Annotated in this window: 17 protein-coding genes and 2 pseudogenes; 12 read left to right on the top strand and 7 right to left on the bottom strand. The window is 70.3% G+C overall.

Features of this window, described 5'->3' with window-relative positions:
- Positions 1 to 118: 118 nt before the first annotated feature.
- Positions 119 to 1,216 carry a mechanosensitive ion channel family protein gene (locus PGN14_RS03340; protein WP_335297973.1) on the top strand — a complete coding sequence of 366 codons (1,098 nt, stop codon included), beginning with the start codon at positions 119 to 121 and terminating at the stop codon, positions 1,214 to 1,216.
- A gap of 2 nt (positions 1,217 to 1,218) precedes the next feature.
- On the opposite strand, the gene PGN14_RS03335 is transcribed toward PGN14_RS03340, so the two are convergent.
- From PGN14_RS03335 to gnd, 4 genes and pseudogenes are all read right to left on the bottom strand, one after another.
- Positions 1,219 to 1,545 (bottom strand): hypothetical protein, encoded by a 327-nt coding sequence (locus tag PGN14_RS03335; protein ID WP_335297972.1) that lies wholly within the window; start codon positions 1,543 to 1,545, stop codon positions 1,219 to 1,221.
- A 9-nt stretch (positions 1,546 to 1,554) separates the two neighbouring features.
- On the bottom strand, positions 1,555 to 2,301 hold the full coding sequence (locus PGN14_RS03330) for an HAD-IIB family hydrolase (RefSeq protein WP_335297971.1): 747 nt from the start codon (positions 2,299 to 2,301) through the stop codon (positions 1,555 to 1,557).
- Positions 2,298 to 3,092 (bottom strand): annotated as a pseudogene (locus tag PGN14_RS03325) (Cof-type HAD-IIB family hydrolase); the annotation flags it as partial. The gene PGN14_RS03330 and the pseudogene PGN14_RS03325, both read right to left, overlap by 4 nt.
- 17 nt (positions 3,093 to 3,109) lie before the next feature.
- A pseudogene (gnd, locus tag PGN14_RS03320) lies at positions 3,110 to 4,097 on the bottom strand (phosphogluconate dehydrogenase (NAD(+)-dependent, decarboxylating)).
- Between the two features lie 121 nt (positions 4,098 to 4,218).
- Here gnd and wecB point away from each other — a divergent pair.
- From wecB to PGN14_RS03305, 3 genes are all read left to right on the top strand, one after another.
- A complete protein-coding gene (gene wecB / locus PGN14_RS03315) occupies positions 4,219 to 5,328 on the top strand; it encodes a non-hydrolyzing UDP-N-acetylglucosamine 2-epimerase (protein ID WP_335298052.1) in 1,110 nt (369 codons plus the stop codon).
- Positions 5,312 to 6,637: a UDP-N-acetyl-D-mannosamine dehydrogenase gene (gene wecC, locus PGN14_RS03310; protein ID WP_335297969.1), complete on the top strand. Its 1,326-nt coding sequence runs from the start codon at positions 5,312 to 5,314 to the stop codon at positions 6,635 to 6,637. The genes wecB and wecC overlap by 17 nt, the downstream gene beginning before the upstream one ends.
- 187 nt (positions 6,638 to 6,824) lie before the next feature.
- Positions 6,825 to 7,604 (top strand): sulfite exporter TauE/SafE family protein, encoded by a 780-nt coding sequence (locus tag PGN14_RS03305; protein ID WP_335297968.1) that lies wholly within the window; start codon positions 6,825 to 6,827, stop codon positions 7,602 to 7,604.
- Here PGN14_RS03305 and gloA read toward each other — a convergent pair.
- Together gloA and PGN14_RS03295 are read right to left on the bottom strand one after the other, a co-directional pair.
- Positions 7,593 to 8,099 carry a lactoylglutathione lyase gene (gloA, locus tag PGN14_RS03300; protein WP_335297967.1) on the bottom strand — a complete coding sequence of 169 codons (507 nt, stop codon included), beginning with the start codon at positions 8,097 to 8,099 and terminating at the stop codon, positions 7,593 to 7,595. The genes PGN14_RS03305 and gloA overlap by 12 nt on opposite strands.
- Positions 8,100 to 8,125: 26 nt before the next feature.
- Positions 8,126 to 8,551, bottom strand: a complete 426-nt coding sequence (locus PGN14_RS03295) for an organic hydroperoxide resistance protein (protein WP_335297966.1) — start codon at positions 8,549 to 8,551, stop codon at positions 8,126 to 8,128.
- 124 nt (positions 8,552 to 8,675) lie between these two features.
- On the opposite strand from PGN14_RS03295, the gene PGN14_RS03290 reads away from it, so the two are divergent.
- Positions 8,676 to 9,128: a MarR family winged helix-turn-helix transcriptional regulator gene (locus PGN14_RS03290; protein ID WP_335297965.1), complete on the top strand. Its 453-nt coding sequence runs from the start codon at positions 8,676 to 8,678 to the stop codon at positions 9,126 to 9,128.
- Between the two features lie 57 nt (positions 9,129 to 9,185).
- Here PGN14_RS03290 and PGN14_RS03285 read toward each other — a convergent pair whose 3' ends face one another.
- Positions 9,186 to 12,158 (bottom strand): TonB-dependent receptor plug domain-containing protein, encoded by a 2,973-nt coding sequence (locus PGN14_RS03285; RefSeq protein ID WP_335297964.1) that lies wholly within the window; start codon positions 12,156 to 12,158, stop codon positions 9,186 to 9,188.
- A gap of 327 nt (positions 12,159 to 12,485) precedes the next feature.
- On the opposite strand from PGN14_RS03285, the gene PGN14_RS03280 reads away from it, so the two are divergent.
- The 7 genes from PGN14_RS03280 (at position 12,486) to dacB (ending at position 22,433) form a co-directional block, all read left to right on the top strand.
- Positions 12,486 to 14,858 carry a penicillin acylase family protein gene (locus PGN14_RS03280; protein WP_335297963.1) on the top strand — a complete coding sequence of 791 codons (2,373 nt, stop codon included), beginning with the start codon at positions 12,486 to 12,488 and terminating at the stop codon, positions 14,856 to 14,858.
- On the top strand, positions 14,855 to 16,441 hold the full coding sequence (locus PGN14_RS03275; protein WP_335297962.1) for an N-acyl-D-amino-acid deacylase family protein: 1,587 nt from the start codon (positions 14,855 to 14,857) through the stop codon (positions 16,439 to 16,441). The genes PGN14_RS03280 and PGN14_RS03275 overlap by 4 nt, the downstream gene beginning before the upstream one ends.
- Before the next feature lie 208 nt (positions 16,442 to 16,649).
- Positions 16,650 to 17,687, top strand: a complete 1,038-nt coding sequence (dgcN, locus tag PGN14_RS03270) for an N-acetyltransferase DgcN (RefSeq protein WP_335297961.1) — start codon at positions 16,650 to 16,652, stop codon at positions 17,685 to 17,687.
- Complete coding sequence (gene dgcA, locus PGN14_RS03265) at positions 17,645 to 18,634, top strand: N-acetyl-D-Glu racemase DgcA (protein WP_335297960.1); 990 nt, start codon at positions 17,645 to 17,647, stop codon at positions 18,632 to 18,634. The genes dgcN and dgcA overlap by 43 nt, the downstream gene beginning before the upstream one ends.
- Positions 18,635 to 18,872: 238 nt before the next feature.
- Complete coding sequence (locus tag PGN14_RS03260) at positions 18,873 to 20,114, top strand: dicarboxylate/amino acid:cation symporter (protein ID WP_335297959.1); 1,242 nt, start codon at positions 18,873 to 18,875, stop codon at positions 20,112 to 20,114.
- Positions 20,115 to 20,139: 25 nt separating this feature from the next.
- Positions 20,140 to 21,036: a LysR family transcriptional regulator gene (locus PGN14_RS03255; protein ID WP_335298051.1), complete on the top strand. Its 897-nt coding sequence runs from the start codon at positions 20,140 to 20,142 to the stop codon at positions 21,034 to 21,036.
- Entirely contained in the window at positions 21,036 to 22,433 is a 1,398-nt protein-coding gene (gene dacB / locus PGN14_RS03250) for a D-alanyl-D-alanine carboxypeptidase/D-alanyl-D-alanine endopeptidase (protein WP_335297958.1), read from the top strand. The genes PGN14_RS03255 and dacB overlap by 1 nt, the downstream gene beginning before the upstream one ends.
- Position 22,434: the final 1 nt, after the last annotated feature.

The raw sequence follows: 22,434 nt of genomic DNA, 5'->3' as shown, positions 1-22,434 counted from the left end.
TTGTTCGCCCTCTACCGCAAACGGAGGGGGGCTGCCAATGGGGACGTGCCGTGCCGCGAAGGGGAACGCGCCGCCGCGCGCCACGTTGCCCCGGTTCGGGATAACGCATGGAGAGCCGATGGCGGGGTGGTGGAAGCCTGCGCAGGCGTGGTTGCGCGACGTGCCGGAATGGATGGCGGGGATCGTCTATGTCGCGGCGGCGGTGGCCGCGGCGCTGGTGCTGCACCGCATCCTGATCTGGCTGGCGCGGCGCGCGACGCGCGCGCGTCCCGAGGGCACGGGCGCGGTGTTCGTCGAGCGGATCCGCAAGCTGCTGCGCTGGCTGATGATCGTGGTGGCGCTGGCGGCGGTGCAGCCCGCGCTGGCGCTGTCGCGCCCCGCCGCGACCCTGTGGGCGCGCGCGGCGGCGCTGATCGTGCCGGGGCTGCTCGGCTGGGGCGCGATCGTCGCGGTCGGCACCGTCATCGACGTGATGATCCGCCATGCCGACATCAGTGTGGCGGACAATCTGCGCGCGCGGCGGCGGCGCACGCGGCTGGGTCTGTTCCAGCGCATCATCATCTCGATCATCCTGCTGGTCACCGTGTGCGCGATGCTGATGACGATCCCCAGCGTGCGGACGCTGGGCGTGACGCTGGTCGCGTCGGCGGGGCTGGCGGGCCTGGCCGTGGGCGCGGCGGCGCAGCCCGCGCTGAAGAACCTGATCGCCGGGTTCCAGATGATCTTCACCGAGCCGATCCGGATCGACGACGTCGTCATCATCGACGGCGAATGGGGGCGGATCGAGGAGATCCGGCTGACCTATGTCGTGGTGAAGATCTGGGACGAGCGGCGACTGGTCGTCCCCGTCTCCAAGTTCCTGGAGCAGAGCTTCCAGAACTGGACGCGGCAGTCGAGCGCGCTGCTGGGCAGCGTGTTCTGGTATCTCGACCCCGCCGCCGACATCCCCCGGCTGCGCGAGCGGCTGGGCCGGATCGTCACCGCCAACCCACGCTGGGACGGGCGCTTCTGGAACCTTCAGGTGACCGATACCAAGCCCGACGGATCGATCGAGGTCCGCGGGCTGATGACCGCGAAGGACGCCTCGACCGCGTTCGACCTGCGCTGCGACGTGCGCGAGGGATTGCTGGCGTATATCCGGGCGGAGATGCCCGACGCGCTGTTGCGGAAGCGCGTGGCCTACTTCAGCCCCTCTTCTAAAGAGGAGGGGCTTTAAGGTCACCGCCGCCGCACGTCCTTCGCCACCATCGGCCGCATCCTGACCGCCAGACAGATCACCGTCGGCCAGAACAACGTATTCACCACGTCGCCGATCGTGTCCGACCAGCGCCAGCTGCCCCAGTGCAGCCGGTCGAGGATCTCGTTCGCCGCCTCCGCCGCGACCACTACCGACAGCGGCACGAACGTCCCCAGCGACCGCCGGGTCACCACGCGCGCGACCAGCAGCACCGCCATGCCCGCATGGATGTGCAGGATCGTGTCGGGCAGTCCGGTGCCGTCGCCGATCCACTGGATGAATCGCGCCCACAGGTCGGGAATATCCAAGCGCCGCGCCTATTTCTGGCAGGCGACGATGGCGGTGACGACGCTGATCGTTTCCTGCGGATCGCGCACGCGCACGCAATCCACCCCCGCCTCGTGCGCGGGATAATCGTTGCCGCCGGGGAAGATCGCGTCGCCGATGAACAGCATCTCGTCGAGCCCGAACCCGCTTTCCGCCGCCAGCTTGCGCAGGCCATAGCCCTTGTCGACGCCCTCGCGCGTGATGTCGATCGAGGTCGCGCCACCCATGTTGATGGCGAGGCCCGGCAGCCGCTTCTTCAGGTCCGCCTGGATCACCTTGCGCTTGGCGAAATCGGGGTCCCAATGCTCCTTGGCCTCGATCGGCGCTTCCTGCCCCAGCGCGGAAAAGGTGATCTGGCTGCCACGATCCTCGATCCGCTCGCCCCAGGTTTTTTCGGGCACGAAGCCGGTCGCCTCCAGCGATTCGCCGAACGCGGCGATGATCTTCTTCTTCTCCGCGTCGTCGAACAATTCGGCATAGACCGTGGTCCACCGGCCGTCCTGCCAGGTGTACAGCTTCGTCCCCGTGGTCGGCATCAGCCACAGCCGCGCACGATCCGCCCGCGCGGGCAGCCGGCTCGCCACCTGCTTGTCGAACTGCGGCCAGTCGCCGCCGGAGATCACCGCCACGTCCGCCACGCCCAGCAGATCCGCCAGCGTCTCGCCCATGTCGTCCTTCAGCGGCTGCTTGCTCAGCGCCAGCGTGCCATCGAGGTCGAAGGCGACGAGCTTCTTCATGCAGGATCTCCGTGGGACAGGATAAAGGTGTCGATGGCGTGCGCTACGCCATCTTCTTCATTGGTGCGAGTCGTGTGCCCCGCCGCCGCCTTCACCGTGTCGGGCGCGTTGCCCATCGCGATCGCGAGGCCGGCGCGGCGCAGCATCGGCAGGTCGTTGGCCTGGTCGCCGATCGCCGCGGTATCGGCGAGATTGACCCCCAGCGTCCGGGCCAGCGCGGCGATGCCGTCGCCCTTGTTGGCGGTGGTGGCGGTGATGTCGAGATAATAGGTCTGCGACTGCGCCACCGTCGCGCGCTCGCCGATCGCGGCATGCACCGTCTCGTACAGCGACCGCAGCGCGGCCTCGTCGTCGCTGACGAAGGTGATCTTGTCCGCATGGTCGAGCAGCGCCTGCATGTCGTCACACACCACCGGTTCCTGCGCCGACGCGCGCCGCTCGCTCTGCGTATGCGCGCCATCGGGATCGGTAGCGTACCAACGATCGTCGGCGAACACCCAGGTGTCGACCGTCGCGCCCTTAGCCAGCCGCATCGCCTCGCGCGCCGCGCCTTCCTCGATCATGGCATGGTACGACACCGTGCCGTCGACGCGCGCGATCAGCCCGCCGTTGAACGCGGCGACCTCCCCCTCCAGCCCCAGCGGCGCCAGCAGCGGGCGCAGCCCCGACATCGGCCGCGCGCTGATGACGGTAAAGCCGATACCCTCCGCGCGCAACCGCGCCACCGCGGCGATCGTCGCGGGGGTCAGTTCCTTCGCCTTGTCGACCAGCGTGCCGTCGATGTCCGACACCAGCAACCGGATCGGCATTATTGCGGCATCTCGACATGCCCGCCGAAGCCGAAGCGCATCGCCGACAGCGCCTTCTCGCCGAACGTATGCTCCACCCGGCTGCGATAGCGCGCGAACAGCGCGGTGGTCAGCACGTTGACCGGCACCGCTTCCTCCATCGCCGCCTCGATCGTCCACTGGCCCTCGCCGGAATCGGCGACGCGTCCGCTGAACTGCTCCAGCATCCCGTTCTTCGCCAGCGCCTGCGCGGTGAGATCCAGCAGCCAGGAGGAAATGACGCTGCCCGCGCCGCCACACCTCGGCGATGTCGGCGAGGTTGAGGTCGTAGCGCTCATCCTCCGGCAGATGCTCCGACGCCTTGCCCTTCAGCACATCGAATCCCTCGGCATAGGCCTGCATCAGCCCGTATTCGATGCCGTTGTGGATCATCTTCACGAAATGACCCGCGCCCGCCGGACCGGCGTGGATATAGCCGTTCTCCGCGCGCGTATCGACCGCGCCATTGCCGTCGCGCCCCGGGGTGCGCGGGATCGTGCCCGCCCCCGGCGCCAGCGCGGCGAAGATCGGGTCGAGATCGCGCACCACGTCCGTCGGCCCGCCGATCATCATGCAATAGCCGCGCTCCAGCCCCCATACGCCGCCCGACGTGCCGACGTCGACGTAATGGACCTGACGCTCCTCCAGCATCTTCGCATGGCGGATATCGTCCTTGTAGAAGCTGTTGCCGCCGTCGATCACCACCTCGCCCGGCGCCGCGTCCTTCGCGATCTCCTCGATCATGCCGTCGGTGACCGCGCCGTGCGGCAGCATGATCCACCAGATCGCCGGCGCACCCGCCTTGCCGCGCGCATCGTCGACGCCGGTCGCCGCGGTGGCGCCCGCCTCGACCAGTTTCGCCACCGCATCGGCATCGCGGTCATAGGCGACGATCTCGTGCCCGGCCTGCATCAGGCGGCGCGCCATGTTGCCGCCCATCCGGCCCAACCCGATCATCACCAGCCGCATCGTCTTCTCCTCGCTCGCCCGCCCAATCCGCGGGAGCATAGGCGGGTTCCGCGGCGCACCATACACCCGATCGCAACGCCTTCATGACAGGACCGTCCGCGTGAGCCGACTGCCCCGCATCATGACCGTGTTCGGCACCCGCCCGGAGGCCATCAAGATGGCCCCTGTCGTCGCCGCGTTGCGCGCGCGCGGGACGATGGACGTGCGCGTCGCGGTGACGGCGCAGCATCGCGCGATGCTGGACCAGGTGCTCGACATCTTCGGCATCGTTCCCGACATCGACCTCGACCTGATGCAGGCGGGGCAATCGCTCGATGCGCTCGCCGCGCGCATCCTGACCGGGTTCGGCGCGACGCTGGATGCCGAGCGGCCCGACCGCATCCTGGTCCATGGCGACACGCTGACGACGATGGCGGCGACGATGGCGGCCTATTTCCGCCGCATCCCCGTCGCGCATGTCGAGGCGGGGTTGCGCAGCGGCGACCTGCTCTCGCCCTGGCCGGAGGAGGGCAACCGCCGCGTCACCGGCGCCATCGCCGACCTGCATTTCGCCCCCACGCCACAGGCCGCCGCGGCGCTGCGCGCGGAGAACGTCGCCGCCGCGGCGATCCACGTCACCGGCAATACCGTGATCGACGCGCTGCTCGCGATGCGCGACCGGCTGACGCGCGAGCCGGCGCTCGCCGCCGGGCTCGATCCGCTGGCCGCGCGCTTCGCGGGCAAGCGGATCGTCGCGGTCACCAGCCACCGGCGCGAGAATTGGGGCGATGGCCTGCGCCAGGTCGCCGCCGCGATCGCGCGCGTCGCCGATCGCGCCGACACCGCGGTGATCTTCCCGGTCCACCCCAATCCGCAGGTCCGCGACGCGATGGCACCGCTCGCGGATCATCCCCACGTCGCGCTGATCGCCCCCCTCGACTATCCGCATTTCGTCCGGCTGATGGCGATGGCCGACGTCATGCTGACCGATTCGGGCGGCGTACAGGAGGAGGCGCCCAGTCTCGGCACGCCGGTGCTGGTGATGCGCGACACCACCGAGCGGCCGGAGGGCGTCGCGGCCGGCACCGCGGCGCTGGTCGGCACCGACCCCGATCGCATCGTCAACCATATCTTCGCTCTTCTCGACGATGACGACGCGCATGCCGCGATGGCCCGGGCGCACAATCCCTATGGCGACGGACAGGCGGCGCAACGGATCGCGAGGATCGTCGAGGATGCCCACCGCCACTGAAGCCGCCCCTTCAGACTCTGGCCCGACGCTCGGCGCCGTCGTCATGGGGCTGGGCTATATCGGCCTGCCCACCGCCGCGGTGATCGCGCGCGCGGGCATCCCGACGCTGGGCGTCGACGTGAACGACCATGTCGTCGCCACCGTCGCCGAGGGACGCGTCCATATCGAGGAGGTCGATCTCCACGGGCTGGTACAGGGGGTGACGGCACGGGGATTGCTGCGCGCCGCCACCGCGCCGGAGCCGGCGGACACGTTCATCATCGCGGTCCCCACCCCGTTCGACGCCGACCACCGCCCCGACGTCCGCCACGTCCTCGCCGCCGCGCGCACGATCGCGCCGGTGCTGAAGAAGGGCGATCTCGTCATCCTCGAATCCACCTCGCCGGTGGGGACAACGGAACAGGTCGCGGCGACGATCGCCGCGCTACGCCCCGACCTCTCCATTCCCGGCCGGTGCAGCGGCGCGGCCGACCTGTTCATCGCCTATTGCCCGGAACGCGTGCTGCCCGGGCGCATCCTGATCGAGCTGATCGACAACGACCGCGTCATCGGCGGCATCACCCCGCGCTGCGCCCGCCGCGCGATGGCCTTCTATCGCCGCTTCGTGCGCGGGGCGTGCCTCACCACCGCGGCGCGCGCGGCGGAGATGGTGAAGCTGGTCGAGAACAGCTACCGCGACGTCAACATCGCCTTCGCCAACGAACTGTCGCTGATCGCGGAGGGGATGGCGATCGACGTGTGGGAGGTGATCCGCCTCGCCAACCGCCACCCGCGCGTGTCGATCCTTCAGCCCGGCCCGGGCGTGGGCGGGCATTGCATCGCGGTCGATCCGTGGTTCCTGGTCGCGGGTGATCCGGTCAACAGTCGGCTGATCCGCACCGCGCGCGAGGTCAACGATGCCAAGACCGATCACGTCATCGGCCGTGCGCTGCGACTGATCGAGCGACTGCCCGACACGCGCGTCGCCTGCCTGGGCCTGGCGTTCAAGCCCAATATCGACGACCTGCGCGAAAGCCCCGCGGTGGAGATCGCCGCCGCGCTGGCGCGTCGCTTCGGCGAGCGGATCGCGCTGGTGGAGCCGCATATCGACACGCTGCCGGCGGCGTTCGCCGGCACCGGCGCGGCGCTGATCGACCTGGATACCGCGCTCGCCACCTGCGACGCTTTGGTCGTGCTGGTCGACCATGACCTGTTCCGCTCGGTCCCACTCGACGAGCGCGCGGACAAGCTGGTCTATGACACGCGCGGGCTGTGGCCCGACCAGCCGAAGCTGTCGGCGTGGGAAGCGCTGTTGGCCCGCGCGGCGTAGGAAGAAGCGGGACCCCGGCTCAAGGCCGGGGTGACGGGAGGCGCGCACTCCCCGGTCGTCACCCCGGGCTTGACCCGGGGTCCCGCTTCTTCCTGCCCCCCACCCCATCTGCGCGCGCCCCAAGCTTTTCTGCCATTGCCCCGCGCGCGCCGAACGCACACAGCGCGCCAAACCGCGGGGGACGAGAGTGGACTGGCTGAGCACGCTGGCGGGATTTCTGGTCGGTGCCATCGTCGGACTGACCGGCGTTGGCGGCGGATCGCTGATGTCGCCGCTGCTGATCCTGCTGTTCGGCATCGCGCCCGCCACCGCGGTCGGCACCGATCTGTGGTTCGCCGCGATCACGAAGGTGGCCGGCGGCGCGATGCACCATCGCCAGGACAATACCGACTGGCAGATCGTCAAGCGGCTGTGCTGGGGCAGCCTGCCCGCGGTCGCGCTCACCCTGTGGTGGCTGTGGGATCATGGCCAGCAGGCGGAGAAGAACGGCCTGATCGTCACCACGCTCGGCATCGCGCTGGTACTGTCGGGGCTGGCGACGCCGTTCCGTCGTGCGCTCGCCGCGCGCTTCGCCCGGGCGGACGGCGCGCGGACGCAGGCGTTTCTGCGCTGGCAGCCGGCGCTGACGGTTGCGGCGGGCGCGCTGCTCGGCACGCTCATCACGCTGACGTCGGTCGGCGCGGGCGCGCTCGGCGCCACGTTGCTGTTGCTGCTCTATCCGCTGCGGCTCACCGCCAAGCGGCTGGTGGGGACCGACATCGTCCATGCCGTGCCGGTCGCGCTGATCGGCGGCATCGGCCATGCGCTGATCGGCAATATCGACCTGCGCCTGCTGGGCGCGCTGCTGCTCGGCTCGATCCCCGGCGTGCTGCTGGGCGCACGGCTGACCGATTATCTGCCGGAACGCTATGTCACGCCCGCGCTGGCGCTGGTCCTGCTGATCGTGGGAACGCGGCTACTTCTGTAGCGCCGACGTCATCCCGGCAGGCGACAGGATCTCGATCCAATAGCCGTCGGGATCGGTGATGAACGCGATCTCCTTCATCGCGCCGTCCTGCGGCCGCTTCCTGAACGGCACGCCAATTTCCTCGAACCGCGCGCAGGCCGCCGCGACGTCGGGCACGGAAATGCCCAGATGCCCGAAGCCGCGCGGCTCCCGGTTCCCGTCGTGATAGCCGGCGAACCCGGCATCATCCTCCGTCCCCCAATTGTGGGTCAGTTCCAGCGTCGTCTCGCGCGCGAAGATGAAGCGCGCGCGCTCGACCGGATCCTCCGGCACCACCTCGCCGTCGTTCAGATAGGCGAGGAAGTAGAGCGAGAATTTCATCTCCGCGAAGTCGAGCCGCTGGAGCAGCGCCATCCCCAGCACGTCCCGGTAGAAGGCCAGCGACGCGTGCGGATCGCGCACGCGCAGCATCGTCTGGTTCAGCACGAAGCCTTCGGTGCCGGGGGTACGGGTCATGACATCTCCTTCGCGCCGCTCCCCGATCAGGCGAGCGTCAGGCCGACGTCGATATTGCCCCGCGTCGCATTCGAATAGGGGCAGATGTCATGCGCGGCGGCGACCAGCTGCTCCGCCACCTGCGGATCGATGCCCGGCAGGTCGACCGTCAGCGCCGCCGTCAGCCCGAAGCCACCACCGGTGCGCGGCCCGATGCCGATGCTCGCGGACACGGTCGCATCGTCGGGCACCTTCACCTTCAGCTGCTGGCCCGCGACCTTCAGCGCACCGATGAAGCAGGCGGAATAGCCCGCGGCGAACATCTGCTCCGGATTGGTCCCCGCGCCGCCGGCGCCGCCCAGCTCGCGCGGCGTCGACAGGGTGACGTCGAGCGCGCCGTCCTCGCTGCGGGCATGCCCCTCTCGCCCGCCGGTGGCGGTGGCGCGGGTGCGGTACTTTACGTCAACGGACATATCGGCATCCTCTCAATCATATTGCATACTGCGATAATGATTATCTAGGCAATGGTTCCGCGCTTGTAAAGAGCGAGGTTCGAGGCGATATCGCGCACGTTCCCCACCCTATGGAGACCCACCCTTGGGCAGCATGCTACCGCTCGACGACCAGCTCTGCTTTTCGATGTATGCGGCGAGCATGGCGGTGGGGCGGGCGTACAAGCCGATGCTCGACGCGCTGGGGCTCACCTATCCGCAATATCTGGTGCTCCACGCCTTGTGGGAGGAGGACGGGCGCACGATCGGCGCGATCGCGCAGCGGCTGACGCTGGAATCGAGCACCATCACCCCGCTGGTGAAGCGGCTGGAGGCGGCGGGAATGGTGGACCGGATGCGCAACCCGGCCGACGAGCGTCAGGTGCAGGTGCGGCTGACGGCACGGGGTCGCGACATGCGCGACCGCTGCGCGTGCCTGGGCGAGGAACTGATCGCACGGTCGGGCATGACGCTGGAGGAGCTGGCGATGCTCAAGAGCCAGGTGGAAACGTTCCGCGGCCGCCTGGCCGAGGCGAACATGCTGTCCGCAAGCGCCTGACCACAGGCGCGATCGACCGCAGGCGGGAACGCGCCCCGCCCGCAGCCGATCTGTTCGTCAGCGCGTCTGCATCCGGATGCCGATCCGGAACGACCGGCCCAGCAGGTCGGAATAGGTGCTGTTCGCCGCCAATCCGGTCTCCGGCAACAGGATCGGATCGCGATCGAACAGGTTGGTGACGTTGAAGAACAGCTCTGCCTTGGCGCCGGTGCCGGCGTCGATCTTCGCGGTCAGGTTCAGATCGACATACAGCGCGCCGCCGATGTCGTTGTTGTCGATCGTCGGGAATTGCGAGACGATCGCGGTGGGGCGCCCGACCGGGCAATTGCCGTCGCAGACCACGTAATTGTTGCCATATGTCCCGCCGCTCACGCCGCGCGCGGTGCCGGTCAGCGAGAAGCTGTCGGTGTCGTAGGTGGCGTTGAAGCGATAGATCCACTTCGGCAGGCTCGACCCGCCCAGCTGGCCGACGATGTCGACCGGGATCACGTTCGGCACGCCGGCATCGGTGATGTTGTCGATGTAGCGCGTCGCCAGGCCGCGCAGCGTCAGATCGCCCGGAACGTTGCCGAACATGTCGTCGAGCGGCACCTTGTAGGTCGCGTCGAAGTCGATGCCGCGCACCGTCTGGCGCGCGAAGTTGAACGGGCTGGCGCGGAAGAACAATTCGCGATCGCCGGTCGGATCGGCGCCATAAGCGGCGCAGAACTCGGTCCGCCCCTCGAAGCAGCGGTTGATGATATCCTGCGCGAAATACTGCCCGATCGCATCCTTCAGCTTGATGAGGAAGCCGTCCGCCGAGAAGGAGAAGCCCGGAATGAAGCGCGGCTGGAGCACCACGCCGACGCTGGTCGAATCCGCCTTTTCCGGGCGCAGGTTGGGATTGCCCGTCGTCGTTTCGCGGAAGGTCACGTTGGTGCGACCCGTCGCCGGATCGGTCAGCGTGTTGGTGCGCGAGGTGCCCGACTGGAACAGCTCGTTGAGGTTGGGCGCCCGGATATCGCGCGACCGCGTCACGCGGAAGCGGATGTCCTCGATCGGGCGCCAGGTGGTGCCGACCTTCCACGTCGTGACATAGCCCGAGGTGGAATAATCGGTGCCGCGCACCGCACCGTTGAACTCGACGCCCGCGCCCAGCGGCACGACGGTCTCCAGATAGGCTTCCTTGACGTTGTAGCTGCCGAACGTGGGCAGGAAGTTGCCGACCGACCAGCCGCTCTGGAACTCGGTCGGGACGACACCCGACACCTGCTCCTTGCGATATTCCGCGCCCACCGCGATGCTGACGTCACCGGCCCAGGTCGCGAATGGCGTCAGCGACAGATTGGCCCCGGCCACCGTCTGCTTCAGCTTCTGGTCGCGATACGGATCGCCCAGCACATAGTCGATCGCACCCTGGCTGGCGACGCCGATGCCGAGGCGGTTGAGCGGCACGCAGCCGTTGCCCGGCGCGGTCAGCGACGAACGGCACACGACCGTACCCGTCGGAACGCCCAGCGCGTTGCCCGCAGGCGCCGCCACCGCATCGGTCGCATTCGCCATGCGCGTGGTGTTCATGATGTCGCGCAATTGCTCGTGCGCGTTGGTCTCGCCATATTGACCGTAGATGTTCCAGATCGCCTTGTTGCCGAACGCCTGGAAATCGCCCTCCGCGCCGATCGCGTAGCGCTGCACGTCACGCGTGCTGTTGTTCTTGCGATAGGGCAGGTCGACCGACGTCGACCCGATCGTGACCGACGTGACCGCCGCGCGCTCCGCCGCGGTGATGAGGCCCGCCGACACCGCATTGGCCAGCGCGCTTTGCAGATAGGGGTTGGCGCTGCTCAGCGTGGTCGAGGTGGTCAGCTGCGGCCCCGCGTTGAACAGCGTGCGCTGCCAGTTGTACGACGCCTCCGCGAACAGCGAGATGCCGTCCGCCACGTCGTAGCTGACGCGGCCGAACACGCCGCGACGATCGTCGTCGGCATCCAGCCCGATGTTGCGGCCCTGGTCGTTCAGCTGCCAGTCGCCGCCCTGCGTCAGCGCCGGCGCGGTCGTACCGCCCAGTGCCGGGAAGTTCAGCGAACCATATTGGAACCGGCTCGCCGCGCTCCCCTGCCCGAAATAGATGCCGCGCAGACGGTTGGCGACACCCCCGGCGGAATTGAGGATGATGCCCCCCGGCGTGGCGTTGGCCGCCCCCACCGGCTGGCGGATCAGATATTGCGCCTGGCCGTTGGTGTTGGTGTAATTGGGGTTGGTGATGCGCACGCGCCCGCGCGCATTCCAGTCGCGATCGACCTGGAAAATGCCGTCGCGATGCGCCAGCTCCGCGCTCAGCAGGACATGTCCGCGCCCCTCGCTGCCGAACGATGTCCCGCCGGCCACGCTGAACGAATAGTTGAACCCGTCGCCGCGGCTGGTGATGCCGCTGTCGGCGGACATCTTGATGCCCTGATACTTCTTGTCGAGCACGAAGTTGACGACGCCCGCGACCGCGTCCGAGCCGTATGCGGCCGACGCACCGCCGGTGACGATCTCGACGCTCTTCACCAGCGCCTGCGGGAAGGTGTTGATGTCGACCAGCCCGGTCACGCTCGATCCGACCGTGCGCCGCCCGTCGAGCAGCACCAGCGTGCGGATCTCGCCCAGCGCGCGCAGGTTCAGCGCGTTGATCCCGGCGAGGCCCGAACTGATCGCGAGGCGCGAGTTGGCAGGCCGCGTGCTGCCCGCGACCGAGGGGATCTGGTTGACGAAATCGGCCAGGTTGTTGGTGGGCGAACTGTTCTGGATCTCCGCCTGCGAGATCACGTTGAGCGGCGTCGGCGCCTCGAACCCGCTGCGCACGATGCGGGTGCCGGTGACGACGACGTCGGGACCGGTTTCCCCGCTCTCCGGCGCGGGTTCGCTCGCCTGCGCGGTGGCGGCGTTGCGGGTCGGCGTGTCCTCCACCGCCTGCGCCGCCGCGGGAAGCGCCACCGCCAGCGCCGCCAGGCTGGTGAAGCCGGTCAGGAAAGCCTTGCGGCGGTCGAACTGCCTCTCAATCGTCATTCTAGCCCCCTAATGGCTCGCTGACCGCACCGCCGGGGCGCGGCCTTCCGCGACGCCTCCCGCGCGACGCGATGCCCGTGGACCCGGTCGTTGGTTGCCGGATCGCTGACGGATATCGATGGGCGAAGGTGCCGGTCGCGCGCGGGAAGCGTCAAGCGGATGCGCGCTTCCAACGCTTCGCCAGACCATAGACCGGGATTATACGGACGACCTGTGGCCCGTCGGCCATAGCCGCGCCTTATGCCCGCCGCCGGCCTGCGGTATGGACGGCGCGGCGGCGTGATCGTTAGCGTGGGGCCACACCGCCATCACCGGGGTTCGTGTCCGATGTTCGATCGCCGCTCCTTCCTGCTCGGCTCGGCCGCGATCGTCGCGCTGGCGCCCGCCTGCCGTGCCAAGCCGCAGCGCGCCCCCGCCCCCACCGCGCCCGCCCCCACCGCCCATGTCCGTACCGCCACCGTCGCCGGTCTGTCCGCACCGGTCGAGATCGCCGACGACGACTGGGGCGTGCCGCACATCCGCGCCGCCTCGATCCCCGATGCCTATTTCGGCCAAGGCTATGTCGTCGCGCGCGACCGGCTGTTCCAGATCGACCTGTCGCACCGCCGCGATCTCGGGCGGATGGCGGAGGCCTATGGCGCCGACTTCGCGCGCTACGACGCGGCGGCGCGGCTGTTCCACTATCGCGGCGACCTGGCGGCGGAACTGGCGCGGATCCCCGCCGACGTGCTGGCCTGCGCGCGCGCCTATTGCGCCGGCATCAACGCGCGCATCGCGGAGGTGACGGCGGATCCGGCGCTGCTGCCCGCCGAATATGCGATCCTGAACGTCCGCCCGCTGACCTGGGACGTGCGCGACTTCGTGCTGGCGCGCGGCGGGGCGGAGGGCAATGCCGACGACGAGGTGCGCCGCGCACAGCTCGCCGCGCTCGGCCTGCTCGACCTCGACGCGATCGTCGCCCCGCTGCGCCCGGCGCACCGCATGACCGTGCCCGCGGGGCTGGACGTCAAGGCGGTGAGCGAGGCGGACCTGGGCGTGCTGCGGCTGGGCGGCCTGCCCTTCGGCCCGCAGACGCCGACGCGCGAGCCGGGCGATCCCGACACCCCGCTCGAACGCGCCAATGCCGGCAGCAATGCCTGGACGATCGCGCCGCACCGCTCCGCGACCGGCCGCGCGATCCTCGCCAACGATCCGCATCTGGGCATCGGCGGCTTCGCGCCGCGCCATGTCGCGCATCTGACCGCGCCGGGGCTGGACGTGATCGGCGGCGGCGCGCCCGGCCTGCCGGGGATCATGCAGGGGCATACCGACCGCTTCGCGTTCGGGCGCACCAACTTCCACATCGACCAGTCCGACCTGTTCGTGCTGGAGCTGCACCCCGACGATCCGGAACGCTATCGCCACGACGGCGGGTGGAAGCGGTTCGACCGCGTCGACGTCGCGATCCCGGTCAAGGATGCCGCACCCGCCGCGGCGACGCTGCGCCATGCGGTGCAAGGCCCGGTGGTCAGCCACGACCCCGCGCGTCGCCGCGCCACCGTGCTGGCGTCGATCGGGATGCAGCCGGGCGGCAGCGGCGCCTTCGCGATGATCGCGATCAACCTGGCGAAGGACTGGGCGTCGCTGAAGGACGCGTTCCGCCTCCACCCCTCGCCCACCAACTTCCATTATGCCGATGTCGCGGGCAACCACGGCTGGCAGGTGATCGGCTTCCAGCCAACCCGCAAGAAGGGCGACGGGCTGCTGCCGGTGCCGGGCGACGGGCGCTACGACTGGACCGGCCATATCGACTTCCGCCGCCTGCCCAGCGCGTACAATCCCGCGCAGGGCTGGTTCGCCTCCGCCAACCAGAACAATCTGCCCCCCGGCTGGCCGGCGGATCGCGTGCCCGCTTACTCCTTCCGCGATCCGTACCGCTATGAGCGGATCGCCGACGTGCTCGCCGCACAGCCGAAGCACACGCTCGCCGACAGCGTCGCGCTCCAGCACGACACCTTCTCCGCGCCGGCGATGCAGTTCGTCGCGCTGTTGCCCGACCGCCCCTCCGACGCGGCGCGCGCGGCGGCGGTGATGCTGGCGGGATGGAACGTGCGCATCGACCGCGACAGCGCGGCGGCCGCGCTGTTCGAGATCGTGTGGCGCGACCTGGGGCGGCGGATGCTGGCCGCGATCGTCCCGGCGCGCGCGCAGGAGCTGGTGACGGAGATCGCGCCCTCGGTGCTGCTGGCCGAGGCGAAGAAGCGGCCCGCGCTGGTCGATGCCGCGCTCGCCGCGGGGTGGCAGGAGGCGCAGCGCGTGCTCGGCAGCGACCCGGCGGCATGGCGCTGGGGCACGCTGCATCAGGTTCGCATCAGCCACCCGCTGTCGCGCATCCCTGCCATCGCCGCCGCCTTCCCCCCGATCGAGGGGCAGGGATCGGGCGGCGACGGCTATACCGTGATGGCACGCTGGCTGGGCAGCGGTCCCGGCTGGCGCACCGGCGGCGGGGCCAGCTACCTTCAGGTGATCGACGTCGGCGGGTGGGACAATTCGCTGGTGCTCAACCTCCCCGGCCAGTCCGCTGACCCTGCCAGCCCGCATTATCGCGACCAGTACGATCCCTGGATCGCGGGCACGATGCACCCGATGCTGTTCACGCGCGCCGCGGTCGACGCGCACGTCCGCTCCGTCACCACCCTCTCGCCCGGGAAAAGCGCATGAAACCGCTGTTCGCTATCGCTGCCCTCATCGCCGGTTCCGCGGTCGCGCAGGCGGGGAAGCCCGTCGACATCGTGATCCGCGGCGGCACCGTCTATACCGGCGCCGCGACCGCGCCAATCACGGGCGACGTGGAGATCGCGGGCGATCGCATCGTCTATGTCGGCCCGACGCGCCGCACGCCCGCGCGGACGGTGATCGACGCGAAAGGCCGCATCGTCGCACCCGGCTTCATCGACGCGCATACCCATCCCGACACCTATATCCGCGCCGCCGATGCGCGGCAGCACGTCAACCTGCCGTGGCTGGCGCAAGGCGTGGCCACGATCGTCACCGGGGTCGACGGCTATGGCACGCCGGATGTCGCCGCCGATGCGAAGACGCTGGCGGCGGGCGGCATCGGCACCAACGTCGTGCCCTTCGTCGGCTTCGGCGCGGTGCGCACGCGCGTGCTGGGGCGCGACGACCGCGCACCCACCGCGGCCGAGCTGGCGCAGGAACAGGCGCTGGTCGCGGGCGCGATGTGCCAGGGCGCGACCGGCTTCTCCACCGGGCTGTTCTACGCCCCCCAGAGCTATGCGAGGACCGGGGAGGTGATCGCGGTCGCGCGCGAGGCGGCGGCGCGCGGCGGGATGTACGACAGCCATCAGCGCGACGAATCCAATTACACGATCGGCCTGATCGCCTCGACGCAGGAGGCGATCCGCATCGGGCGCGAGGCGGGGATGCCGGTGCATATCGCGCATCTCAAGGCGCTGGGCGTCGACGTTCAGGGCATGGCGCCGCGGCTGATCGCCACGATCGAGGCCGCGCGCCGCGCCGGGCAGGAGGTGACCGCGGACCAATATCCGTGGCTGGCATCGGGCAGCAGCGTCGACGCCGCGCTGGTGCCGCGCTGGGCGCTAGACGGCGGCTATGCGAAGATGATCGCGCGCTTCGACGACGCCGCGACGCTGGCGAAGATCAAGGCGGAGATGGCGGAGAATCTGCGGCGGCGCGGCGGCAAGGAATCGATCCTGCTGACCGCCGAGCGACAGCCATGGACCGGCCGCACGCTGGGTCAGATGGCGACCGCGTGGAACCTCTCCCCCGTCGATGCCGCGATCCGCATCCTGCGCGTGCCCAACGCGGCCGGCACCGATCCCGCGGGCAGCGGCATCGCCAGCTTCAACATGGCCGACCGCGACGTCGACCTCATCATGAAACAGCCATGGGTGGTCACCAGCTCCGACGGATCGGACGGCCATCCGCGGCAATGGGCGACCTTTCCGAAGAAATACCGCAGCTATGTGGTCGAGCGAAAGGTCATCACCCTCGCCGACTTCATCCGCCGCTCCACCGGCGCGACCGCGGACATGTATCGCATCCAGCAGCGCGGCTATCTGCGCCCCGGCTATTTCGCCGATGTCGTGGTGTTCGACCCCGCCCGCTATGCCCCGCGCGCCGACTATGTCCATCCGCGCGTCGCGAGCGCCGGGGTGAACGCGCTGTTCGTCAACGGCAGGATGGCGCTGCGCGACGGCGCCGCCACCGGGGCGATGCCGGGACGGGTGCTGCTGCGCGCGACTCCGAAGGGGTGTTCGTAACCGTCACCCTCACCCTTCCCATCGGCTGCGCCGATGGGCCCCTTCCCTCTCCCGCCGGGAGAGGGAGGGAGCGGCGAAGCCGCGGAAGGGTGAGGGCGACGGGGGAAACCCCCATAATCCCGCTTTATACCCGGCATCGACAGCACCACTGGCGCGCCGCCCGGCCCCGCCCCTAGGCTTCGTCCATCCTCCTCCACATGAGCACGCGATGATCCCCGGTCCTTACCTCCTCTATCTCGGCCATTCCGACGACGAGATCGGCATCAAGACGTCGCGCGGGCTCGCCGCCTTCCGCCGCGAGGATTGCGTCGGCGAGTGGCGGCACGACGATTGTCCGCTGACGCTCGACCTGCCGCGACGGGACGCCGCCGCGGGCCGCGCCGCGGGTGCGCGGACGCTGGTGCTGGGGATCGCCAATGCCGGCGGCACGCTGGGCGAGGATCTGATCGCCGACGCGCTGACCGCGATTGCGACGGGCATGAACGTCGCCTCCGGGCTGCACCAGCGGCTGCGCGACGAACCGCGGCTGGTCGCCGCGGCGCAAGAGGCCGGCGTCCAGCTCTTCGACGTCCGCGATCCGCCCGCGCACCTGCCGGTCGGCAACGGCAAACCGCGCGCGGGCAATCGCCTGCTCACCGTCGGCACCGATTGTTCGGTCGGCAAGATGTACGCCACGCTCACCCTGCGCGACGCCTTCCGCGCGCGCGGCGTGGCCGCCGACTTCCGCGCCACCGGACAGACCGGCATCCTGATCGCCGGCGACGGCGTGCCGCTCGACGCGGTGGTCGCCGACTTCATCTCCGGCGCGATCGAGGTGCTGACCCCGGCGCGCAGCGACAACGGCTGGGACCTGATCGAGGGGCAGGGATCGCTGTTCCACCCCAGTTTCGCGGGTGTCTCCACGGGGCTGCTCCACGGTGCGCAGCCGCGCGCGATCGTGCTGTGCCACGATCCGTCGCGTGGCCACATGCGCGGGCTGCCGCACTACCAGCTGCCCGATCTGGCGGAATGCCTCGCCGCCAACCTTCAGGTCGCGCGCCTCACCAGCCCGGACGTGCAGGCGGTCGGCGTCGCGCTCAATACCGTCAAGCTGGACGAGGCCGCCGCGCACCGGCTGTGCGCCGACACCGCCGACGCGCTCGGCCTGCCCTGCACCGATCCGTACCGCTTCGGTGCGGATGCCATCGTCGATTGGACCCTGACGTGCTGCGCCACCTCTCCTCGACCCATGACCGTTTCGCGCTGAACGCGCCGTTCCGCATCTCGCGCGGGGTGAAGACCGCGGCGGATGTGGTGACGGTGAGGATCCGCGACGGCGCGCATGTCGGCCGTGGCGAGGGCGTGCCCTATCCGCGCTACGGCGAGACGATCGACGGCGCACTGGCGCAGATCGCCGCCGTCGCCCCGCTGGTGGACGGCGGCGCTTCGCGGGCCGAGATCGCCGCGGCGATGCCGGCAGGGGCCGCGCGCAACGCGGTCGACACTGCGCTGTGGGATCTGGAAGCGCGCATCGCCGGCACCGACGTCGCGACGCTGGCCGGCATCGCGCCCGCCGCGCCGCTCGCCTCCGCGATCACGATCGCGATCGACACGCCCGATGCGATGGCCGCCGCCGCGGCGCGCCACGCCCCGGTCCCGCTGCTGAAGATCAAGGTCAACCGCGAGGATGCCGTGGCGCAGATCGCCGCGGTGCGCGGCGCGGCGCCGGCGCCGCGGCTGATCGTCGATCCCAACGAAAGCTGGACCATCGCGGAGGTCACCGGCCTCGCCCCGTTCCTGCGCGACCAGCGCGTCGACCTGCTGGAGCAGCCGCTGCCCGCGGGCGAGGACGGCGCGCTGGCGGAGATCGCGTCGGACATCGCGATCTGCGCCGACGAATCGCTCCACACCCGCGCCGACCTCGCCGCATTGCGCGGGCGCTACAGCCATGTGAACGTGAAGCTGGACAAGACCGGCGGCCTGACCGAGGCGCTGGCGCTGGCCGACGACGCGGTGGCCAGGGGGTTCGGGCTGATGGTGGGGTGCATGGTGTGTTCGTCGCTGGGCATCGCGCCCGCGCTGCTGCTGGCGGGGCGCGCGGCGTTCGTCGATCTCGACGGTCCGCTGTGGCTGGCGCAGGACCGCGACGGCGGGGTGACGGATCGCACCGGCATCCTCCACCCGCCCGCGCCGGGTTTCTGGGGTGGGGCGTGAGGTTCGAAACCTCGACCCCACCCGCACCGTCACCCCGGACTTGTTCCGGGGTCCAGGGTTTCGCACGCCCAGCATCGGTGAGGCGCGTGGAACCCTGGATGCCGGGACAAGCCCGGCATGACGAAGAGATACATTACCACCCAACCGTCACCCCGGGCTTGACCCGGGGTCCCGCTTCCTTCCCACCGCTCGTTGAAAAAGCGGGACCCCGGCTCAAGGCCGGGGTGACGGGAGCGAGATGAGCCGCTGGTTCGCGATCCCGCTGTGGCAGCGCGTCGTCGGCGGGCTGGTCGTCGGCATCCTGCTCGGCGCACTGTGGCCGGAGGGGGCCGCCGCGATCAAACTGGTCGGCGACCTCTTCGTCCGGCTCATCAAGATGCTGGTGGTGCCGGTCGTCCTCGTCACCATCGCCGCCGGGATCGCCGCACTCGGCGATCCGCGCCGCCTCGGCCCGATCGGCGGGCGCACGGTGGGGCTGTTCGCGTTCACCACGCTCGTCTCCGTCGCCATCGGCATGGCCGCGGGGCTGCTGGTCCGCCCGGGCGAGGGCATCCGGCTGACCGGCGTCGCGCCGCATGTCCTCGGCCCGCCGGTCCCGCCCGCGGAGCAATTGCTCAACATTGTCCCCGCCAACATCGTCGATGCGCTGGCGCGCGGCGACATGCTGGCGATCATCTTCACCGCGATCCTGCTCGGCGTCGGCAGCGTGGTCGCGGGCGAGGCGGGCAAGCCGGTGGTCAATCTGCTGCAAGGCCTCGCCGCCGTCCTGCTCCAGATCGTGCGCATCGTGATGGAGGTGACGCCGTTCGGGGTCGCCGCGCTCATCGCCAATGCGGTCGCGTCCGGCGGCGCGGCAGTGTTCGTCAATGTCGGCTGGCTGGCGCTGTGCGTCGTCGCGGCCTCGCTGGTGCAGATGCTGGTCGTCCACGCGGGGCTGCTGCGCCTCGTCGCGCGTCTGCCCGTCGCGCGCTTCTTCCGCGGCATCGTCGATGCGCTGGTCGTGGCCTTCTCGACCGCCTCCTCCTCCGCGACGCTGCCGGTCGCGCTGCGCGTGGCGCAGGACAATCTGGGCATCGCGCGCCCGGTCGCCTCCACCGTCCTGCCGCTGGGCGCGTCGATCGGGAAGGACGGGACCGCGATGTATGTCGGCTTGCTCGGCCAGTTCGCGTTGCAGGCGCTGGGCATCGTGCCGGACGCATGGATGCTGGGCGTGATGCTGATGACCGGCGCGCTCGCCGCCTTCGGCACCGCGCCGGTGCCGTCCGCCTCGCTGTTCATGCTCGCCGCGATGCTGTCCGCGGTCGGGGTGGGCGCGGAACAGACCGCGCTGGTCGTCGGCCTCGTCCTGCCGTTCGACCGCCTGCTCGACATGACCCGCACCGTGCCGTCCGCCTCCGCCAACCTGACGGTCGCGACCCTGGTGGCGCGCAACGAGGGCGCGCTCGACGAGGCGCGCTTCCGCGGGCGAGTGGTCGAATAGCCGCCGCCACGCTACGATCATGGCCATGAACCTGCGCCACATCGAGATATTCCACGCCGTCTATGTCAACGGCTCGGTCAGCGCCGCCGCGCGCGCGCTCAACGTGTCGCAGCCCTCGGTATCGAAGACGCTGCGCCATGCCGAAACCTTGCTGGGGTTCGAGCTGTTCCAGCGTACCGGCGGACGACTCGTCCCCACGGAAGACGCGCACGCGCTGTTCTCCGGCGTGGCGGAGATACAGGACCGCGTCCGCGCGCTGCGCGAGGCGGGGCGCAACCTGCGCGCGGGCGCGGGGGCGACGCTGCGCATCTCCGCGCTCCCCAGCCTCGGCCTGGGCGTCATCCCGCAGGCGGTGGCACGCTTCCTGACCAAGCGCCCCGAGGTCCGCTTCGACCTCCAGACCGTCCACCACGACGACCTGCTGCGCAAACTCTACGAGCGCGAGGCCGACATCGCGATCGCCAACGAGGTGCCGCGCGGCGCCCCACTGGGGCAGACGTGGCTCGGCGAGGGCGAGCTGGTCGTGCTCTATCGCGAGGCCGATCTGCCCGACATGCCGCCGCGGATGGAATTGTCCCGGCTCGCGGGCCATCCCTTCATCACGCTCGCCGCCTCCGGCCCGATCGGGCGGCTGTTCACCGACGAGCTGGAGCGGCTGGGGCTGGAGCTGGACGAGGTTGCCTCCGCGCGCACCTTCTACATCGCCGCCGCCTTGGTGCGCGCGGGCGTCGGCGTCACCGTGGTCGACAATTTCACCGCCGATGCGACGCTGGCGGGCAGCGGTGGCGAGGGGCTGGCGATGCGCTCGCTCAAGCCCCCGCTGACGTTCGACGTCCACGCCATCCATCTGCTCGACCGTCCCCCCAGCGCGCTCGCCGCGGAATTTCTGGCGGTGGTCGGCGACGTCATCGAGGGACGCTGATGCGCCATCTCCTGCTGCCGCTGCTGTTGCTGGTCGCCACCCCCGTCACCGCGGAGACGGTCGAACAGGCGCTCGCCAGCGCGCCGGCGGGGACGCGCATCGGGTTGCTGGTGGTCGACCCGGACGGGCGCGAGCTGGCCGCGATCCGCGCCGACGAACGCTTCGTGCCGGCGTCGAACACCAAGCTGTTTACCACTGCCGCCGCCTTCGCCACGCTAGACACCACCGCGCCCGATGCCGCGGGCGGCGCGACGGTGCGCGTGGAGGGACGCGATGTGGTGCTGGCGGGCCATGGCGACGCGCGACTGTCGAGCGCGGCGGACTGCACCAGCGACTGCCTCGCCGACCTCGCCCGTGCGGTCGCGGCGAAGACCCGCGCGGTACGCGACGTGATCGGCGACGACACCGCCTTTCCCGACGAGCGCTGGCCCGCGGGGATGAGCTGGAACAACATCCCCGGCCGCTACGGCACCGCGATCTCCGCGCTGACGCTGGACGACAATGTCGCGACGGTGACCGTCGACGGCACCGGCACGGCCGCGGGCGATGGCTATTATCGCCTCGATCAGCGCGTGACGACCACCATGGGCGGCGAACCGCGGCTGGGCTATGCCCGCCTGCCCGGCAGCGACCTGCTCGCGATCACCGGCACGATCCCGGCCGGGCACGCGCCCGTGACGCTGACGGTGGGGATCGACGATCCCGCACACCGCGCCGCGTGGCGGTTCGCGCAATTGCTCCGCGCCGCGGGCGTCCGCGTCACCGGCAGCGTGCGGGTGCGCCACCGCCCGCTCACCCCGGCCGACGATCCGGCGACGCGCGGCAGCACGCCGGTGGCGCGCCCGCCGCTCGCCGACCCGCTCGCGCGCCTGACGCCGCCGCCGCTCGCCGCGGACCTGCACACCACCAACAAGGTCAGCCAGAACCTCCACGCCGACCTGCTGCTGCGTCGCGTCGCGCAGGCCGCGGGCAGCGGATCGGTCGCGGACGGACAGGCGGTCGTCACCGCTTTGCTCGACCGCGCCGGCGCCCCGCGCAGTGGCTACGACTTCGCCGACGGCTCGGGCATGTCGACCTACAACCGCATCTCGCCGCGCGCGGCGGTGGCGCTGCTGCGCTGGGGCGCGCGCCAGCCCTGGGGCGCGGCGTGGCGCGATACCTTCCCCGTCGGCGGCGTGGACGGCACGCTGGCGAAGCGCTTCGCCGGTACGCCGCTCGCGAACAGGCTGTTCGCGAAGACCGGCACGCTCAACGCCGCCAACGCGCTGTCGGGCTATCTCATCGCCGCCTCGGGCCGCGTGCTGACCTTCTCCGCGCTCGCCAACGACATGCCCGGCGACGCGTCGGCCACCGCCGCGGTCGACCGCGCCCTGCTCGCGATCGCGGCGGCGAACTGAC

The sequence above is a fragment of the Sphingomonas adhaesiva genome, assembly GCF_036946305.1.
Taxonomy (GTDB): Bacteria; Pseudomonadota; Alphaproteobacteria; order Sphingomonadales; family Sphingomonadaceae; genus Sphingomonas; species Sphingomonas adhaesiva_B.
Note: the sequence above shows the minus strand (reverse complement) of the source record. Positions and strands in the feature narration are given on the sequence as shown.

What these genes read in the sequence shown, in the direction of transcription:
- PGN14_RS03340 (WP_335297973.1), top strand. Translation starts at nt 119, where the DNA reads ATGGCGGGGTGGTGGAAGCCTGCGCAGGCGTGGTTGCGCGACGTGCCG.
- PGN14_RS03330 (WP_335297971.1), bottom strand. Translation starts at nt 2,301, where the DNA reads ATGAAGAAGCTCGTCGCCTTCGACCTCGATGGCACGCTGGCGCTGAGC.
- wecB (WP_335298052.1), top strand. Translation starts at nt 4,219, where the DNA reads ATGACCGTGTTCGGCACCCGCCCGGAGGCCATCAAGATGGCCCCTGTC.
- wecC (WP_335297969.1), top strand. Translation starts at nt 5,312, where the DNA reads ATGCCCACCGCCACTGAAGCCGCCCCTTCAGACTCTGGCCCGACGCTC.
- gloA (WP_335297967.1), bottom strand. Translation starts at nt 8,099, where the DNA reads ATGACCCGTACCCCCGGCACCGAAGGCTTCGTGCTGAACCAGACGATG.
- PGN14_RS03295 (WP_335297966.1), bottom strand. Translation starts at nt 8,551, where the DNA reads ATGTCCGTTGACGTAAAGTACCGCACCCGCGCCACCGCCACCGGCGGG.
- PGN14_RS03285 (WP_335297964.1), bottom strand. Translation starts at nt 12,158, where the DNA reads ATGACGATTGAGAGGCAGTTCGACCGCCGCAAGGCTTTCCTGACCGGC.
- PGN14_RS03280 (WP_335297963.1), top strand. Translation starts at nt 12,486, where the DNA reads ATGTTCGATCGCCGCTCCTTCCTGCTCGGCTCGGCCGCGATCGTCGCG.
- PGN14_RS03275 (WP_335297962.1), top strand. Translation starts at nt 14,855, where the DNA reads ATGAAACCGCTGTTCGCTATCGCTGCCCTCATCGCCGGTTCCGCGGTC.
- dgcN (WP_335297961.1), top strand. Translation starts at nt 16,650, where the DNA reads ATGATCCCCGGTCCTTACCTCCTCTATCTCGGCCATTCCGACGACGAG.
- PGN14_RS03260 (WP_335297959.1), top strand. Translation starts at nt 18,873, where the DNA reads ATGAGCCGCTGGTTCGCGATCCCGCTGTGGCAGCGCGTCGTCGGCGGG.
- PGN14_RS03255 (WP_335298051.1), top strand. Translation starts at nt 20,140, where the DNA reads ATGAACCTGCGCCACATCGAGATATTCCACGCCGTCTATGTCAACGGC.
- dacB (WP_335297958.1), top strand. Translation starts at nt 21,036, where the DNA reads ATGCGCCATCTCCTGCTGCCGCTGCTGTTGCTGGTCGCCACCCCCGTC.